Origin of the sequence: Actinacidiphila glaucinigra (assembly GCF_035918135.1) — a bacterium.
Classification (GTDB): Bacteria; Actinomycetota; Actinomycetes; order Streptomycetales; family Streptomycetaceae; genus Actinacidiphila; species Actinacidiphila glaucinigra.
The window spans coordinates 6,530,440-6,546,427 of the sequence record NZ_CP109144.1 but is presented as its reverse complement, the minus strand read 5'-3'; the positions used below and the strand labels follow the sequence as shown (position 1 = coordinate 6,546,427).

Below are 15,988 nucleotides of genomic sequence, written 5' to 3'. Positions count from 1 at the left end.
CGGTGCAACGGACCGTACAGCCCGCGCATTCCCACCCGGACCCGGCGAACGCGGAAGGACCCGCCCTCCAGGGGAGAGCGGGTCCTTCCGTGATGCGTGGGCGTGTGCCCTGCGATCAGCTCTGGCCGCCGGCCAGCTTCTCGCGGAGCGCCGCCAGCGCCTCGTCCGAGGCGAGAGCGCCGGACTGGTCACCGGACTCCGAGGAGTACGAGCCACCGGTCGGGCCGGCCGGAGCCGCCTCGCCGGCCTGGGCCGCGGCCTCGGCGTCCGCCTCGCGGGACTTGATGACCTGGGCCTGGTGCTGCTCAAAGCGCGTCTGCGCCTCGGCGTACTGGTGCTCCCAAGCCTCGCGCTGGGTCTCGTAGCCCTCGAGCCAGTCGTTGGCCTCGGGGTCGAAGCCCTCGGGGTAGATGTAGTTGCCCTGGTCGTCGTACGACGCGGCCATGCCGTACAGGGTCGGGTCGAACTCGACCGAGGCCGGGTCAGCACCGAAGGACTCGTTGGCCTGCTTCAGCGAGAGGCTGATGCGACGACGCTCGAGGTCGATGTCGATGACCTTGACGAAGATCTCGTCGTTGACCTGGACGACCTGCTCCGGGATCTCCACGTGGCGCTCGGCCAGCTCGGAGATGTGGACCAGACCCTCGATGCCCTCGTCCACACGGACGAACGCACCGAACGGCACCAGCTTGGTGACCTTGCCGGGGACGACCTGGCCGATCTGGTGCGTACGGGCGAACTGCTGCCACGGGTCTTCCTGGGTCGCCTTCAGCGACAGGGAGACACGCTCGCGGTCCATGTCGACGTCCAGGACCTCGACCGTGACCTCCTGGCCGACCTCGACGACCTCGGAGGGGTGGTCGATGTGCTTCCAGGACAGCTCGGACACGTGCACCAGGCCGTCCACGCCACCCAGGTCCACGAAGGCACCGAAGTTGACGATGGAGGAGACGACGCCGGAGCGCACCTGACCCTTCTGGAGGGTGGTGAGGAAGGTCTGACGGACCTCGCTCTGGGTCTGCTCCAGCCAGGCGCGACGGGACAGGACCACGTTGTTGCGGTTCTTGTCCAGCTCGATGATCTTGGCCTCGAGCTCCTTGCCGACGTACGGCTGGAGGTCGCGGACACGGCGCATCTCGACCAGGGAGGCGGGGAGGAAGCCGCGAAGGCCGATGTCGAGGATGAGACCACCCTTGACGACCTCGATGACGGTACCGGTGACGATCCCGTCCTCTTCCTTGATCTTCTCGATCGTGCCCCAGGCGCGCTCGTACTGGGCGCGCTTCTTGGACAGGATCAGACGACCCTCCTTGTCCTCCTTCTGGAGAACCAGGGCCTCGATCTCGTCACCCACGGCGACGACATCGTTGGGGTCGACGTCGTGCTTGATCGAAAGCTCGCGCGAGGGGATGACACCCTCGGTCTTGTAACCGATGTCGAGCAGGACCTCGTCCCGGTCGACCTTCACGATGACGCCGTCGACGATGTCGCCGTCGTTGAAGTACTTGATCGTCTCGTCGATCGCGGCGAGGAAGGCTTCCTCGGAACCGATGTCGTTGACCGCCACCTGCGGGGTGGTACGAGGGGCCTGGGCCTCGGTGCTGCTCGTCATTAGGAAAAGGGCTCCGGTACGGACATGAAGTCGTAGGTACTGCTACGCCGTAAGCCCGTTTCGCTCCTGCCGATTCCGGACAGCCCACAAGGCCGAGAGGTACAACAGATGTGAGCGCAGCCTGCTCCGTCCGAGGCGCGCAGGCTCGCAGCGCAACTTGTAGCATACGGGGGCAGCCGGGCACGGTCAATGCACGAAGAGCACACCACGGGCGTAACACCCCGTACCGGGCACTGGCACATAGACGTGCTGCGGTGACACCGCAGCCACAGGTCACCACAGAGGGTACGACGACCAGCGCGATGATCCAAGCACCGGCCCCCCGGCCAGCCCCCGAAGAACCCGAGGCCACGCGCCGTGTCGCCGACGACACGGAGAGCAGCCGAGCCAACCGCGGATGGTGGGACCGCAACGCGGACGAGTACCAGAGCGACCACGGGGAGTTCCTCGGCGACTCCGATTTCGTATGGGGCCCGGAAGGAGCAACCGAGGACGAACTCCACCTCCTCGGACCCACCGCCGGCCTCGACGGCGCCCGCATCCTGGAGATCGGCGCCGGCGCGGCCCAGTGCTCCCGCTGGCTCGCCGCGCACGGCGCCCGGCCTGTCGCCCTCGACCTCTCCCACCGCCAGCTCCAGCACGCCCGCCGCATCGACGACGGCCACAGCCCCTTCCCTCTCGTACAGGCCGACGCCGGCGTCCTCCCCTTCGCCGACGCCTCCTTCGACCACGCCTGCTCCGCCTACGGCGCCCTCCCCTTCATCGCCGACACCGCCCACGTCATGCGCGAGGTCCGGCGCGTCCTGCGCCCCGGCGGCCGCTGGGTCTTCTCCGTCACCCACCCCGTCCGCTGGGCCTTCCCCGACGAACCCGGCCCCGAGGGACTCACCGCCTCCGCCTCCTACTTCGACCGCACCCCCTACGTCGAACAGGACGAGAACGGGCACGCCGTCTACGTCGAACACCACCGCACCCTCGGCGACCGCGTCCGCGAACTCAGCGCCGCCGGCTTCCGTCTCGTCGACCTCGTCGAACCCGAATGGCCCGCCTGGAACACCGCGGAGTGGGGCGGCTGGTCCCCGCAGCGCGGCCGCGTCATCCCCGGCACCGCGATCTTCGTCTGCGTCGCCCCGTGACTCCCCGCCCCGCGCGACCGCGGGAGGACGCCCTCGCCGCCCTCCCGGTGCGCACCGCCCTGCCCGCCCTCCACGGCGCGCTCGACGGCCACGGGTGCGCCGTCCTCGCCGCCCCGCCCGGCACCGGCAAGACCACTCTCGTCCCGCTCGCCCTCGCCGGGCTGCTCGACGACCGGCCCACCCGGACCGTCGTGGTCGCGGAACCGCGCCGCATGGCCGCCAAGGCCGCCGCCCGCCGCATGGCCTGGCTGCTCGGCGAGGAACCGGGCGGCCTCGTCGGCCACACCGTCCGCGGTGACCGCAAGGTCTCTCCCCGCACCGTCGTCGAGGTCGTCACCACCGGTGTCCTCCTCCAGCGGCTCCAGCGCGACCAGGAACTCCCCGGCACCACCACCGTCCTCCTCGACGAGTGCCACGAACGCCACCTCGACGCCGACACCGCCATGGCCTTCCTGCTCGACGTACGCGCCGCCCTCCGCCCCGACCTGCGCATCGTCGCCGCCTCCGCCACCACCGACGCCGACGCCTGGTCACGGCTGCTCGGCGACGCGCCCGTCGTCCACGCCCGGGGACACATGCACCCCGTGGCCGTCACCCACGCACCCCCACCGCACGGCACCCGCCCCCCGCACGGCATGCGCGTCGACCCCGCGTTCCTCGACCATGTCGCCGCCACCGTCCGCACCGCGCTGCGCACCGGCGACGGCGATGTCCTGTGCTTCCTCCCCGGCACCGGCGAGATCGCCCGCGTCGCGGGCCTGCTCGGCGACATCGGCGCCGAGGTCCTCCAACTCCACGGCCAGGCACCCGCCTCCGTCCAGGACGCCGTGCTCCGCGGCGGCGACGGCGCCCGGCGCCGCGTCGTCCTCGCCACCTCCGTCGCCGAGTCCAGCCTCACCGTCCCCGGCGTCCGCGTCGTCGTGGACTCCGGGCTCGCCCGCGAACCCCGCACCGACCACGCCCGCGGACTCGGCTCCCTCACCACCGTCCGGGCCTCCCTCGCCACCGCCACCCAGCGCGCCGGACGCGCCGGACGGGAAGCCCCCGGCACCGCCTACCGCTGCTGGAACGAGGCCGAGGACACCGGCCGGCCCCGCTTCCCCTCCCCCGAGATCACCGTCGCCGACCTCACCCCCTTCGCCCTCCAGGCCGCCGCATGGGGCGACCCCGACGCCTCCGGGCTCGCCCTCCTCGACCCGCCCCCGCCCGGCGCCCTCGCCGCCGCCCACGACGTCCTCACCGCCATCGGCGCCCTCCGCCCCGACGGCCGCACCACCGACCGCGGCGACCGCATGGCCCGCATCGGGCTCCACCCCCGCCTCGCCCGCGCGCTCCTCGACGGCGCCCCCCGCACCGGCACCCGCCGCGCCGCCGACATCGTCGCCCTCCTCTCCGAGCAGCCCCCGCGCGACCACGGCGACGACCTCGCCGCGGCCTGGCGCACCGCCCGCCGCGCCCACGACGCCCACGCCGACCGCTGGCGCCGCGAAGCCCGCCGCCTCGCCGCCGCGGCCCCCGACCACCCCGCCACCGCGCTCACCGACGACACCGCCGCCGGCCTCGTCACCGCACTCGCCTTCCCCGAACGCGTCGCCCGCCGCCGCGGCACCGGTAGTGGCACCGGCTACCTGATGGCCTCCGGCACCGCCGCCGAACTCGCCGACGGCACACGCCTCGGCACCCCCCAGTGGCTCGCCGTCGCCGTCGCCGACCGCCCCGCAGGCTCCCCCTCCGCCCGCGTACGCCTGGCCGCCGTCATCGACGAGGACACCGCCCGCACCGCCGCCGCACCCCTGCTCACCGAGACCGACGAGGTCACCTGGACCGACGGCGACGTCACCGCCCACCACGCCGCCAGGCTCGGCGCGATCACCCTCACCACGCGCCCCCTCGCCCACCCCGACCCCGCACAACTGCGCACCGCCCTCCTCGACGGCCTCCGCCGCGAAGGACCCCGCCTGCTGAGGTGGACCCGCGACGCCGACACCCTGCGCCTGCGTCTCGCCTTCCTCCACCGCGAGATCGGCACCCCCTGGCCCGACGTCTCCGACGAGGCCCTGCTCTCCCGCGCGGACGAGTGGCTCGCCCCCGAACTCGCCACCGCCCGCCGCCGAGCCGACCTCGCCCGCGCCGACGCCGCCACCGCCCTGGGCCGCCTCCTGCCCTGGGCCACCGGCGAAGCCGCCCGCCTCGACGAACTCGCCCCGGAACGCCTGGAGATCCCCTCCGGCTCCAAGATCCGCGTCTCCTACGACGACGACCGCCCCGTCCTCGCCGCCAAGCTCCAGGAACTCTTCGGCTGGACCGCCACCCCCCGCATCGCCGGCGGCCGCGTCCCCCTCCTCGTCCACCTGCTCTCCCCCGCCGGCCGTCCCGCCGCCGTCACCGCCGACCTCGCCTCGTTCTGGCGCGACGGCTACCGCGCGGTGCGCGCGGAACTCCGCGGCCGCTACCCCAGGCACCCCTGGCCCGAGGACCCCACGACGGCGGTCGCCACCCGGCACACCAGCGCCCGGCTCAATGCTTCGGACCGACGTAGCGGTCCATGAGCGCGACCGCCTCCCGGCGTGCGACGGAGATGTTGCAGGCGTTGGCCTGCCTCCAGGCGACGCCGAGGGCGTCGAGCGTGTCGGTGCACAGGCGCCGGATGTCGTCGGACCTGTTGGTGAAGAAGTAGCGCGGGTACTCGTACCGCCTCGTCTCGCCCGTCACGGTCCGGGTGACCCGGTTCACGACCCGGCTTCCGTCGGAACGGACGAGCCCGCGCAGGAAGTCCCAGGGGTGCTCGTCGACGACATCCTGTTGCCAGGGCTCCAGGACGATGCGGCGCTCGTGCTTCCTGCCGGGTCCGTGCTGGGGGAACAGGCAGGGCCAGTGGTCGCTGTACGACGTGACCATGGTGCAGCCCTGGGTGTGGGCGCGGCACACGGAGTTCCCGGGCCGTGCGGCCCTCATGGCCTCCTCGCACGCGTCGATCAGCCCGGGCCAGGCGTCCGCGCAGGCGATGCGCAGGGCGTGGCCGCCGCGCGGCTGGGGGCTGATGCAGCCGTCGCCGAGGTAGCGGCCGAGCAGATAGGCGTAGGCGGGGCCCGAGGCACGGCCGGTGCAGTCGGTGCCGCTCCGTGCGGGTTCGATGCGGGTGCGCCAGCCGCGCATGACGGAACGGGATATACCGGTCATCCGGCTCACGGACTTGAGGCTTCGGCCCTCGGCGAGAAGTGCGAGAGTCCGGCGGCGCGTTTCCAGGTCGTACACATGGTCGACCTTGGCGTGATTCCTGCCACGCGCGACCGGGAATCCACTGTCGCTCACTCGACTCAGTGAAGATCGCTCCGAGTGATAAACGCCTTGAATTTGAAGGCGGAGTACCCCGGGTGGGATTCGAACCCACGCTATATGGTGTTTGAGACCATTGCCTCTACCGCTGGGCTACCGGGGCTTCCTTTGAAGCGAAGGCTAGCGTATACCCTCCGTGTCCTAAACATACCGGAGATAGGTAGGCTCTTGGGGCAGCACCTGCCCTGGAACGAGGAGTCCCGTGAGCGCCGCCGAGCCCGTTGACGAGCAGTCGCACGTACCGCCGCAGACCACCCGCGTGGTGATCGCCGAGGACGAGGCTCTGATCAGGCTCGACCTGAAAGAGATGCTCGAGGAGGAGGGCTACTCCGTCGTCGGTGAGGCGGGGGACGGCGAGACCGCCGTGAAGCTCGCCGAGGAGTTGCGGCCGGACCTGGTGATCCTGGACGTGAAGATGCCCGTGCTGGACGGGATCTCGGCCGCGGAGCGGATCGCCAAGGAGAAGATCGCGCCGGTGCTGATGCTGACCGCCTTCTCGCAGCGCGAGCTGGTGGAGCGGGCCCGGGACGCGGGCGCCATGGCCTACCTGGTGAAGCCCTTCAGCAAGAGCGACGTCGTGCCCGCGATCGAGATGGCGGTGTCGCGCTTCACGGAGCTGCGGGCCCTGGAGGAGGAGATCGCGGACCTGAGTCTGCGGCTGGAGACCCGGAAGCTGGTGGACCGGGCCAAGAGCGTCCTGCAGACGAAGTACGGGCTGACGGAGCCGGCCGCGTTCCGGTGGATCCAGAAGACGTCGATGGACCGCCGCATGACGATGCAGGCGGTGGCGCAGGCCGTGCTGGACGAGGTGGACGGCGGCGCCAAGTAGCGTCGGCCGGGGAGCGGTTCAGGCCGAGCGGTCGGGCCAGTCACGCGATGGCAGAGGGATGTCCGATGCGGGCATCCCTTTGTCGTTGGTGACGGCGAGGTGGTCGACGGCGGCGTCGCGGGGGATGTCGAACCACAGGTCGTACTCGGCGCTGTCGTGGGCGCCGATGTCGATGATGAGGGGCTGGCGCTTGATCTGCATGGCCTCCCAGTCCATGGAGTGCCTGCTGCCGTCGGCGAGGACGAGCCGGTGGAGGTCGTTGTCGAGGCGTGCGCTGACGGAGTCGTCGACGGTGACGGCGAGGCGGACGCGACAGAGACGGCCCTTGGCGGGGTGTTCGGCGTGGGTGCCGACGATGACGGCGATACCGCAGCGCAGGGCGAGGGCGCGGAATTCGAGGTTCCCCGCCTTGACGGCGGGTGCGTCGAGGGGGATTTCGAGCTGACGGAGGGGTTGGCCGGTCGCGGGCGGGGAAGGGTGTGGCCATATCGCCGCGGCGACGAGGGCCGCTACCGTGGCCCCGGCGAGCGCTCCGGCCAGCACGGTCGCGAGGGGCCGGGAGGCCACCCGTCGCACAAGGCCGCCAAATCGGACCTTTGACTGCATCTCTCCCCCAGGGGTCGTCCGGTTACCGGTAAGGACCGTTCTGTTTCCGGCACATGACCCAGGTCACCGTCCGATCACATATCTTCCTACGACCTATCTGTGTGCCTGATCAGCGGATTACATTCCCGCCAACCCGCGTGATGTTCACGCGGTCGCAATCCGGAGGGCCTACGGCCCGCCGACAGGTTCATTGGGCGGCTCAGGGGGTCGTAGTGCTCAACAAGAAGCTCGTCAAGTTTGCTATTCCGATGGCAGTTGGCGCTCTCGCGCTCACCGCATGCGGTGGCGGCAAGGACGACAACAGCAGTGGCGGTGGCAAGCCGACCTTCTCCATCGGCTTCCAGGGCCCGCTGTCCGGCGACAACAGCGCGCTGGGCATCAACGAGAACAACGGTCTGAAGCTGGCCGTGGACGAGGCCAACAAGAAGGGCGACCTGCCCTTCACGCTGAAGGTCGTGGACGGCGACGACCAGGGTCTGCCGGACCAGGCGCCCGCGGCGGCCCAGAAGCTCATCGGCGACAAGTCCGTCGTCGCGGTCGTCGGCCCGGCCTTCTCGGGTCCGACCAAGGCCTCGGGTCAGCTGTACGCGCAGGCGCAGCTCGCCGCGGTGTCGCCGTCGGCGACCAACCCGGGTCTGACGTCGCTCGGTTTCACCTCGTTCCTGCGCGGCGCGCCGAACGACAACGAGCAGGGCGCCGGCATGGCCGAGTACCTGTCGAAGAAGGAGAAGGCCAAGAAGGTCTTCGTCATCGACGACAAGAGCGAGTACGGCGTCGGCCTGGCCGAGGTCGCGGTCAAGAGCCTCAAGGACGCGGGCGTCACCGTGGTGACGGACAGCGTTCCGGCGAAGACCCCGGACTACACGGCCGCGGCGACCAAGGTCGTCAACGCCAAGCCCGACGCGCTGATCTACGCGGGTTACTACGCCGACCTGGCGCCGTTCGCGAAGAAGCTGGCCGACGGCGGCTACAAGGGCATCGGCATCTCGGGTGACGGCTCCAACGACGCGAAGTTCGTCGAGCTGGCCGGCAACGCGGCGAACAACTGGCTGCTGACCTGCCCGTGCACCGACGCGACGGCGAACGAGAGCACCAAGGCGTTCACCGAGGCGTACACCGCGAAGTTCAACACTCCTCCGGGCACCTACTCGGCCGAGTCGTACGACATCGGCAACCTCGTCATCTCCGAGATGAAGAAGCTCGGCAAGGACGTCACGCGCGACAAGCTGCTGGCGGCGCTGAAGGCCGTCAACTACAAGGGCCTGACGAAGGAGTTCGCCTTCGACGACAAGGGCGAGCTGAAGATCAAGAACGTGTACCTGTACAAGGTCACGGACGGCAAGATCGGTTACCTGGGTGACGTGGCCACCCTCAGCAACGGCTGATCCGGCAACCGGCATCTGAGGTGGGGGGTGTGGGGCGCGGCATCGGTTCGGGCCGCCGCCCCGCGCTCCCCACCGCTGTGTCGGACGCGATTTCGCCGCCCTTCACCGGCTTCAGCAAGGATTCCCACGCACGATGAATCTCTTCCACAACTTCTGGGATTACTTCATCCCAGGTCTGACGACGGGGTCCATGTACGCCGTCATCGCGATCGGGTACACCCTCGTCTACGGCGTGCTCCAGCTCATCAACTTCGCGCACAGCGAGGTCTTCATGATGGGCGGCTTCGGCTCGCTCGTCGTTCTGTCGGAGCTCGCCCCCGAGAGTCCTCACGGATTCACCTCCGTGGTCTGGGTGATCGTCGGCATGATCGCCGGCGCTCTGGTCGGAGCGCTGACGGCGTTCGGTCTGGAGAAGGCGGCGTACAAGCCGCTGCGCAAGCGCAACGCCCCGAAGCTGGTCTTCCTGATCAGCGCCATCGGCGCGTCGTTCTTCCTGTACAACCTGGCGGGCAAGCTGTGGGGCCGCAACCCCGTGCCGATGCCGGAGCTGTACACCAACGGTGAGGTCTTCAGCGTCTTCGGCACCCCGGTGAAGATCACTCAGTTGATCATCATCGGTTCCGCGGTCGCGATGATGATCGGCCTGGACATGGTGGTGAACCGCACGAAGATGGGTGCGGGCATCCGGGCCGTCGCGCAGGACGCGGAGACGGCCGGCCTGATGGGTGTGGACATCGACAAGATCATCTCCCGTACGTTCATTATCGGCGGCCTGCTCGGTGGCGCGGCCGGCTTCCTGTACGGCTTCGGCATCTCGGGCCAGGTCTGGTTCACGGTGGGCTTCCTGCCGGGCATCAAGGCCTTCGCGGCGGCGGTGCTGGGCGGTATCGGCAACATCCGGGGCGCGATGGTCGGCGGTCTGCTGCTGGGCATCGTCGAGAACCTGAGCTCCCCCGTCTTCGGCACCGAGTGGATCGACGTGACGGCGTTCGTGGTCCTGATCCTGGTGCTGATGTTCCGTCCGACGGGCATCATGGGCGAGCGTCTGGGGAGGTCGGCATGAGTGACATGAGCGCTTCCAAGCCCTTCTCGGTCGACGTGGCCAAGCTGCGCCGGCGCTCCTGGTACCAGGAGCCCCGCTGGGTCCGGCTGTTCGGCATGCTGATGCTGGGCTACGGGCTGGCCCTGATGACGGGTGCCGACGGCAATCCTGCGGAGAAGCTGTCAGCCTTCACGGGTGCGTTCGAGTCGGCGCGGCTGTGGATCTGTCTGGCGATCATGGTGGCCGTGTGGGCGCTGGCCGAGTTCGGTGCTCCCGCGCGTGCCGTGGTCCGCAAGGCGACGTCGGGCATCTCGCAGGCGACCGCCCCGGCGAAGCAGGCGTATGCCTCCAATCGCTGGCTGAAGCTGGCCTCGCTGGCCGTTCTGCTGGTCCTGGCCATCGTGGTCCCCGCCAACTCCTCGGTGGAGTGGCAGGAGATCCTGGTCAGCCAGATGGGCATCTACATGATCATCGCGGTCGGCCTGAACGTGGTGGTCGGCTGGGCCGGTCTGCTGGACCTGGGTTTCATCGCCTTCTACGCGATCGGCGCGTACTCCTGCGCGTACTGGACCGGGCACATGCCGGTGAAGCCGCCGTTCACGGTGGGCGCGCTGGAGTCGATCCCGTTCGCGATCGCGACCTGTCTGATCGCGGGTGTGCTGCTGGGCGGCCCGACGCTGCGGCTGCGCGGCGACTACCTGGCGATCGTGACCCTGGGCTTCCACGAGATCGTGTACCTGGTCGCGAAGAACTCGGACGGTTTCACCGGCGGCACCCGCGGTGCCTTCGGCATCCCGAGCCCCGAGATCCACATCGGCCCGATCAACTATGTGTGGCACACGTTCGACCCGCTGCCGTACTGGTATCTGCTGCTGTTCTTCCTGGCGTTGCTGATCTTCCTGTACAGCCGCCTGGAGCACTCGCGCATCGGCCGCACCTGGACGGCGATCCGCGAGGACGAGGTGGCGGCCGCCGCGACCGGCATCAACACGGTGCGGTACAAGCTGCTGGCGTTCGCCATCGGTGCGTCGACCTCGGGTCTGGCGGGCGTGGTGTACGCGAGCAAGGTCGGCTTCATCAACCCGGAGAACTTCACCATCGTGTGGTCGGTTCTCGCGCTGGCCTACGTGGTCTTCGGCGGCATGGGCTCGCTTCCGGGCGTGCTGTTCGGTGCGGCGCTGCTCGTGTGGCTGCCGAACGCGCTCAAGGACTACGTGCCGCCGGCGGATCGCTTCATCTACCTGGGTGCGCTGCTCGTCATCATGATGATCTTCCGTCCGCAGGGTGTGATCCCCTCCCGCCGCAGGCAGCGCGAGCTGCACATGGCGGAGGCGGGCATCGGTGATGCCGATGCGATGACCGAGCCGACGGGAGGCGTGAAGTCGTGAACGCGGTGAAGGATGCGGGCGTGCAGCCCGCGCAGACCGCCGGGACGGTGCTGCAGGCCCGCGGTGTGACGCTGCGGTTCGGTGGTCTCACCAGCCTGTCGGACGTCAACCTGACGATGCAGCGGGGCGAGATCCTCGCGGTGATCGGCCCGAACGGCGCCGGCAAGACCTCGCTGTTCAACTCCCTGACGGGCGTGTACGTCCCGCAGGAGGGCGCGATCACCTTCCACGAGGAGGGTGGTGCGGAGCGCAAGCTGCTGGGCACCAAGCCGTACCTGGTGAACCGGTACGGCGTGGCCCGTACATACCAGAACATCCGCCTGTTCGCGGCGCTGACGGCGCTGGAGAACGTCAAGATCGCGGCGGAGTCGCGGCAGAAGTCGGGAGCGATCTCGATCATGCTGGGCATGCCGTGGGCGCGCCGGGACGAGAAGGCCAGCGACAAGCGGGCGCAGGACCTGCTGTCGTACGTGGGTCTGTCGGGCAAGCACAATGAGCTGGCCGCCAGTCTTTCCTACGGTGACCAGCGGCGCCTGGAGATCGCACGGGCGCTGGCGACCGACCCGAAGGTGCTGTTGCTGGACGAGCCCGCGGCCGGTACGAACCCGACGGAGAAGCTGGAGCTGGAGCAGCTGATCCGCCGGATCAACCAGGACCTGGGCGTCAGCGTGCTGCTGATCGAGCACGACATGAAGCTCGTGATGTCGGTGGCGGACCGGGTCATGGTGCTGAACTTCGGCAAGGTGATCGCCGAGGGGCTGCCCGAGGACGTGCAGCGCGATCCCGCGGTGATCGAGGCGTACCTGGGTTCGGCCGACGAGGAGGCCGTGGAGGCCGTCGCGGAGATGGTGGAGATCGTGGAGTCGCATCACTCGGCCGAGGCGCCGGAGGCTCCCGAGGTCCCCGCGCCGCGCGAGTCCGAGGAGGAGGGCCGATGACCGAGGCCGCCAACGTCGACAAGGCGCCGGATTCCGGCGTCGCTGTGGCTCCGGCGATGCTGGAGCTGGTCGACCTGCAGGTGTTCTACGGCGCCATCCAGGCGCTCAGGGGCATCAATGTGACCGTCCGGCAGGGTGAGGTCGTGGCGCTGCTCGGCGCGAACGGCGCCGGCAAGACCACCACCCTGCGCACGATCTCCGGTCTGCTGCACCCCCGCCACGGCGAGGTGCGCCTCGGCGGGGAGCGCATCGACGGCGTTCCCTCGCACAAGGTCGTGGAGCTCGGCATCGGCCAGTCCCCGGAGGGCCGTCGGGTCTTCCCGGTGATGACCGTGCTGGAGAACCTGGAGATGGGTGCGTACCGCTTCAAGGGCGTCCCCAAGGACGACCTGGAGCGGGTGCTCGATCTCTTCCCGCGTCTGGCGGAGCGGCGTACGCAGCTGGCGGGCACCCTGTCCGGCGGTGAGCAGCAGATGCTGGCCATCGGCCGGGCGCTGATGGGCCGGCCGAACCTGCTGCTGCTCGACGAGCCGTCGATGGGTCTGGCGCCGCTGATCGTCCAGCAGATCTTCGAGATCATCAAGGAGATCAACGACCAGGGCACCACGGTGCTGCTGGTGGAGCAGAACGCCTCCCAGGCGCTGCAGCTGGCGGACCGCGGTTACGTCATGGAGACGGGCTCGATCGTCATGGAGGACGAGGCGTCGCGTCTGCTGTCCGATCCGCGGGTGCGTGCGGCGTACCTGGGTGAGGGCGCCGCGTAGCGGCCGGTGAGTCCGTACGAAGAACCGTCCCCGGAGACTTCCGGGGACGGTTCTTCGTGTGTGCCGGGGTGGGGGTCAGCCCGCGGCACCGGGGGCGGCCGGGGTGGCCGGGCGCAGCATGCAGGTGAGGCGGGCGGAGCAGACCCGGCGGTCCTGCTCGTCGCTGATGACGATCTCGTAGGTCGCGGACGAGCGGCCGCGGTGGACGGGGGTGGCGACCCCGGTCACCTTGCCGGAGCGCAGGCCCCGATGGTGGGTGCAGTTGAGGTCGACCCCGACGGCGATCTTGCCGGGGCCGCCGTGCAGCATGGCGCCGATGGACCCGATGGTCTCCGCCAGAACGGCGGAGGCGCCGCCGTGGAGCAGCCCGTAGGGCTGGGTGTTCCCCTCGACGGGCATGGTGCCCACGACGCGCTCCGCGGTCGCCTCGACGATCTCGACGCCCATGCGGGAGCCGAGGTCGCCGGCGGAGAAGAGCGCCACCAGGTCGACGCCGAGACCGGCGTACTGCTCGATGACCTCCGGGGAGAAAAGGCTGGTGGTGGTCTGCTCGCCCATGGACGGTGGCTCCGATCGTCGTCGTTCGGTGTACTGGCCCGTTTTCTACCGGACGGTCAGTGGGGACCGCCGACCGGGGTGGTCCGTTCCAGCCGGACGACGACGGACTTGGAGGCCGGGGTGTTGCTGGTGTCGGCGGTGTGGTCGAGCGGGACCAGCACGTTGGTCTCCGGGTAGTAGGCGGCGGCGCAGCCGCGGGCCGTCGGGTAGTGGACCACCCGGAAGCCCTCGGCGCGGCGTTCGGTGCCGTCCGTCCACTCGCTGACGAGGTCGGTGTAGGCGCCGTCGGCGAAGCCGAGGGCGGCGGCGTCGTCGGGGTGGACCAGGACGACGCGGCGGCCGCCCTTGATGCCGCGGTAGCGGTCGTCGAGGCCGTAGATGGTGGTGTTGTACTGGTCGTGCGAGCGCAGCGTCTGCAGCAGCAGCCGGCCCTCGGGCACGCGCGGGTACTCCAGGGGGGCGGCGGTGAAGTTGGCCAGCCCGGTGGCGGTGGGGAAGCTGCGGGAGTCGCGCGGGGCGTGCGGGAGGGTGAAGCCGCCGGGGCGGCGCACCTTGACGTTGAAGTCGTCGAATCCGGGGACCACCCGGGAGATGCGGTCGCGGATCCGGTCGTAGTCGACCTCGAGCTCCTCCCAGGGCACCCGGCTGTCCGGGCCGAGGACGGCACGGGCGAGGCGGCAGATTATGGCCGGCTCCGACATCAGCAGGGGGCCCGCGGGCTCCAGGCCGCCGCGTGAGGCGTGCACCATGCCCATGGAGTCCTCGACGGTGACGAACTGCTCGCCGGTCGCCTGGACGTCCCTTTCGGTGCGGCCGAGCGTGGGCAGGATCAGGGCACGGGCGCCGGTGACCACGTGGGAGCGGTTGAGCTTGGTGGACACGTGAACGGTGAGGCCGGCGCGGCGCATGGCCGCCTCCGTGACGTCCGTGTCGGGTGAGGCGGCGACGAAGTTGCCGCCCATGGCGAAGAAGACCTTGGCGCCGCCGTCGCGCAGGGCGCGGATGGCGGCGACGGTGTCCAGGCCGTGCTCACGGGGCGGGGCGAAGCCGAACTCCTTCTCCAGGGCGTCGAGGAAGGCGGGTGCGGGCTTCTCGTAGATGCCCATGGTGCGGTCGCCCTGGACGTTGCTGTGGCCGCGCACGGGGCACACGCCGGCGCCGGGACGGCCGATGTTGCCGCGCAGGAGGAGGAAGTTGACGACCTCCTTGATGGTGGGCACGGAGTGCTTGTGCTGGGTGAGGCCCATCGCCCAGCAGACGATGACGCTCTTGGCGCCGAGCACCATGGCGAGGAGCTCGTCGATCTCGGACTGCGGCAGCCCGGTGGCGCGCAGCACCTCTTCGGCGCCGGTGGCGCGGGCGGCGGCGGCGCACTCCTCGAAGCCGTGGGTGTGGCCGGCGATGAAGGCCTGGTCGAGCACGGTGCCGGGCGCCTGGTCCTCGGCCTCCAGGAGCGCCTTGTTGAGTGCGCGGAAGAGGGCCTGGTCGCCGCCGAGCCGGATCTGCAGGAAGAGGTCGGCGAGCGGGGTGCCGCCGCCGGCCAGGCCCTTGGGGGTCTGCGGGTTCTTGAAGCGCTGCAGGCCGGCCTCGGGCAGCGGGTTGACCGTGACGATCTTGGCGCCGCTCGCCTTGGCCTTCTCCAGGGCGGAGAGCATGCGGGGGTGGTTGGTGCCGGGGTTCTGCCCGGCGACGATGATCAGGTCGGCGCGGTAGAGGTCCTCCAGCAGGACGCTGCCCTTGCCGACGCCGATGGTCTCGGCGAGCGCGGAGCCGGACGACTCGTGGCACATGTTGGAGCAGTCGGGCAGGTTGTTGGTGCCGAACTCGCGGGCGAAGAGCTGGTAGAGGAACGCGGCCTCGTTGCTGGTGCGGCCGGAGGTGTAGAACACGGCCTCGTCGGGGCCCGCCAGGCGGTTCAGCTCGTCCGCGACGATCTCGAAGGCGCGCTCCCAGGGGACGGGCTCGTAGTGGTCGGCGCCGTCGGGCAGGTACATGGGCTGGGTGAGGCGGCCCTGCTGGCCCAGCCAGTAGCCGCTGCGCCGGGCGAGGTCGGCGACGGGGTGCGCGGCGAAGAAGTCCGGGGTGACCCGGCGCAGGGTCGCCTCCTCGGCGACGGCCTTGGCGCCGTTCTCGCAGAACTCGGCGGTGTGCCGGTGCTCCGGCTCGGGCCAGGCGCAGCCGGGACAGTCGAACCCGTCCTTCTGGTTGACCTTGAGGAGGGTGAGCGCGGTGCGGCGCACTCCCATCTGCTGCTGCGCGATGCGGAGGGTGTGCCCGATGGCCGGGAGCCCGGCAGCGGTGTGCTGCGGGGCGCTGACCTCGGGTGCGTCCTGGACGGGGTCGCCTGCGGGTGCTTTGCCTGCCATGACTTCGATCCTGCCACGACGAGGCTGC

The 15,988-nt window shown here is 70.2% G+C and carries 13 protein-coding genes and 1 tRNA gene; 8 read left to right on the top strand and 6 right to left on the bottom strand.

Translation table 11 applies throughout. The features are described 5' to 3' along the window. Positions 1-115 precede the first annotated feature (115 nt). Positions 116-1,612 (bottom strand): 30S ribosomal protein S1, encoded by a 1,497-nt coding sequence (gene rpsA / locus OIE69_RS29460; RefSeq protein WP_326576932.1) that lies wholly within the window; start codon positions 1,610-1,612, stop codon positions 116-118. A gap of 302 nt (positions 1,613-1,914) precedes the next feature. Here rpsA and OIE69_RS29455 point away from each other — a divergent pair, with 302 nt between their 5' ends. Both OIE69_RS29455 and hrpB read left to right on the top strand, forming a co-directional pair. Beyond that, positions 1,915-2,748: a class I SAM-dependent methyltransferase gene (locus OIE69_RS29455; protein WP_326576931.1), complete on the top strand. Its 834-nt coding sequence runs from the start codon at positions 1,915-1,917 to the stop codon at positions 2,746-2,748. Continuing rightward, entirely contained in the window at positions 2,652-5,297 is a 2,646-nt protein-coding gene (gene hrpB / locus OIE69_RS29450; protein ID WP_326576930.1) for an ATP-dependent helicase HrpB, read from the top strand. The genes OIE69_RS29455 and hrpB overlap by 97 nt, the downstream gene beginning before the upstream one ends. Here the strand turns inward: hrpB and OIE69_RS29445 are convergent. Together OIE69_RS29445 and OIE69_RS29440 are read right to left on the bottom strand one after the other, a co-directional pair. Then, on the bottom strand, positions 5,266-6,003 hold the full coding sequence (locus OIE69_RS29445) for a transcriptional regulator (RefSeq protein ID WP_326581445.1): 738 nt from the start codon (positions 6,001-6,003) through the stop codon (positions 5,266-5,268). The two genes, hrpB and OIE69_RS29445, sit on opposite strands and share 32 nt — an antisense overlap. Before the next feature lie 111 nt (positions 6,004-6,114). Next, positions 6,115-6,187 (bottom strand) — tRNA-Leu (locus OIE69_RS29440). Between the two features lie 99 nt (positions 6,188-6,286). Between OIE69_RS29440 and OIE69_RS29435 the strand changes: the two genes are divergently transcribed. Next, positions 6,287-6,913, top strand: a complete 627-nt coding sequence (locus OIE69_RS29435; RefSeq protein ID WP_326576929.1) for an ANTAR domain-containing response regulator — start codon at positions 6,287-6,289, stop codon at positions 6,911-6,913. Positions 6,914-6,931: 18 nt separating this feature from the next. Here the strand turns inward: OIE69_RS29435 and OIE69_RS29430 are convergent, their stop codons facing one another. Next, a complete protein-coding gene (locus tag OIE69_RS29430; RefSeq protein ID WP_326576928.1) occupies positions 6,932-7,480 on the bottom strand; it encodes a hypothetical protein in 549 nt (182 codons plus the stop codon). 287 nt (positions 7,481-7,767) lie between these two features. Between OIE69_RS29430 and OIE69_RS29425 the strand changes: the two genes are divergently transcribed. The 5 genes from OIE69_RS29425 to OIE69_RS29405 all read left to right on the top strand — a co-directional run bounded on the left by OIE69_RS29425 (position 7,768) and on the right by OIE69_RS29405 (position 13,036). Then, the gene (locus OIE69_RS29425; protein ID WP_326576927.1) at positions 7,768-8,904 is read left to right on the top strand and encodes a branched-chain amino acid ABC transporter substrate-binding protein; all 1,137 of its coding nucleotides are present in this window, start codon (positions 7,768-7,770) and stop codon (positions 8,902-8,904) included. Positions 8,905-9,037: 133 nt separating this feature from the next. Then, positions 9,038-9,967: a branched-chain amino acid ABC transporter permease gene (locus tag OIE69_RS29420; RefSeq protein WP_326576926.1), complete on the top strand. Its 930-nt coding sequence runs from the start codon at positions 9,038-9,040 to the stop codon at positions 9,965-9,967. Beyond that, on the top strand, positions 9,964-11,334 hold the full coding sequence (locus OIE69_RS29415; RefSeq protein WP_326576925.1) for a branched-chain amino acid ABC transporter permease: 1,371 nt from the start codon (positions 9,964-9,966) through the stop codon (positions 11,332-11,334). Before OIE69_RS29420 ends, OIE69_RS29415 begins: the two co-directional genes overlap by 4 nt. A gap of 20 nt (positions 11,335-11,354) precedes the next feature. Continuing rightward, entirely contained in the window at positions 11,355-12,272 is a 918-nt protein-coding gene (locus OIE69_RS29410) for an ABC transporter ATP-binding protein (RefSeq protein ID WP_326576924.1), read from the top strand. Further along, positions 12,269-13,036, top strand: a complete 768-nt coding sequence (locus OIE69_RS29405; RefSeq protein ID WP_326576923.1) for an ABC transporter ATP-binding protein — start codon at positions 12,269-12,271, stop codon at positions 13,034-13,036. The genes OIE69_RS29410 and OIE69_RS29405 overlap by 4 nt, the downstream gene beginning before the upstream one ends. A gap of 75 nt (positions 13,037-13,111) precedes the next feature. Here the strand turns inward: OIE69_RS29405 and OIE69_RS29400 are convergent, their stop codons facing one another. Together OIE69_RS29400 and OIE69_RS29395 are read right to left on the bottom strand one after the other, a co-directional pair. After that, entirely contained in the window at positions 13,112-13,594 is a 483-nt protein-coding gene (locus OIE69_RS29400) for a hotdog fold thioesterase (RefSeq protein WP_326576922.1), read from the bottom strand. A gap of 56 nt (positions 13,595-13,650) precedes the next feature. Further along, positions 13,651-15,960, bottom strand: coding sequence for an FdhF/YdeP family oxidoreductase (locus OIE69_RS29395; RefSeq protein WP_326576921.1), 2,310 nt, complete (start codon positions 15,958-15,960; stop codon positions 13,651-13,653). Positions 15,961-15,988: the final 28 nt, after the last annotated feature.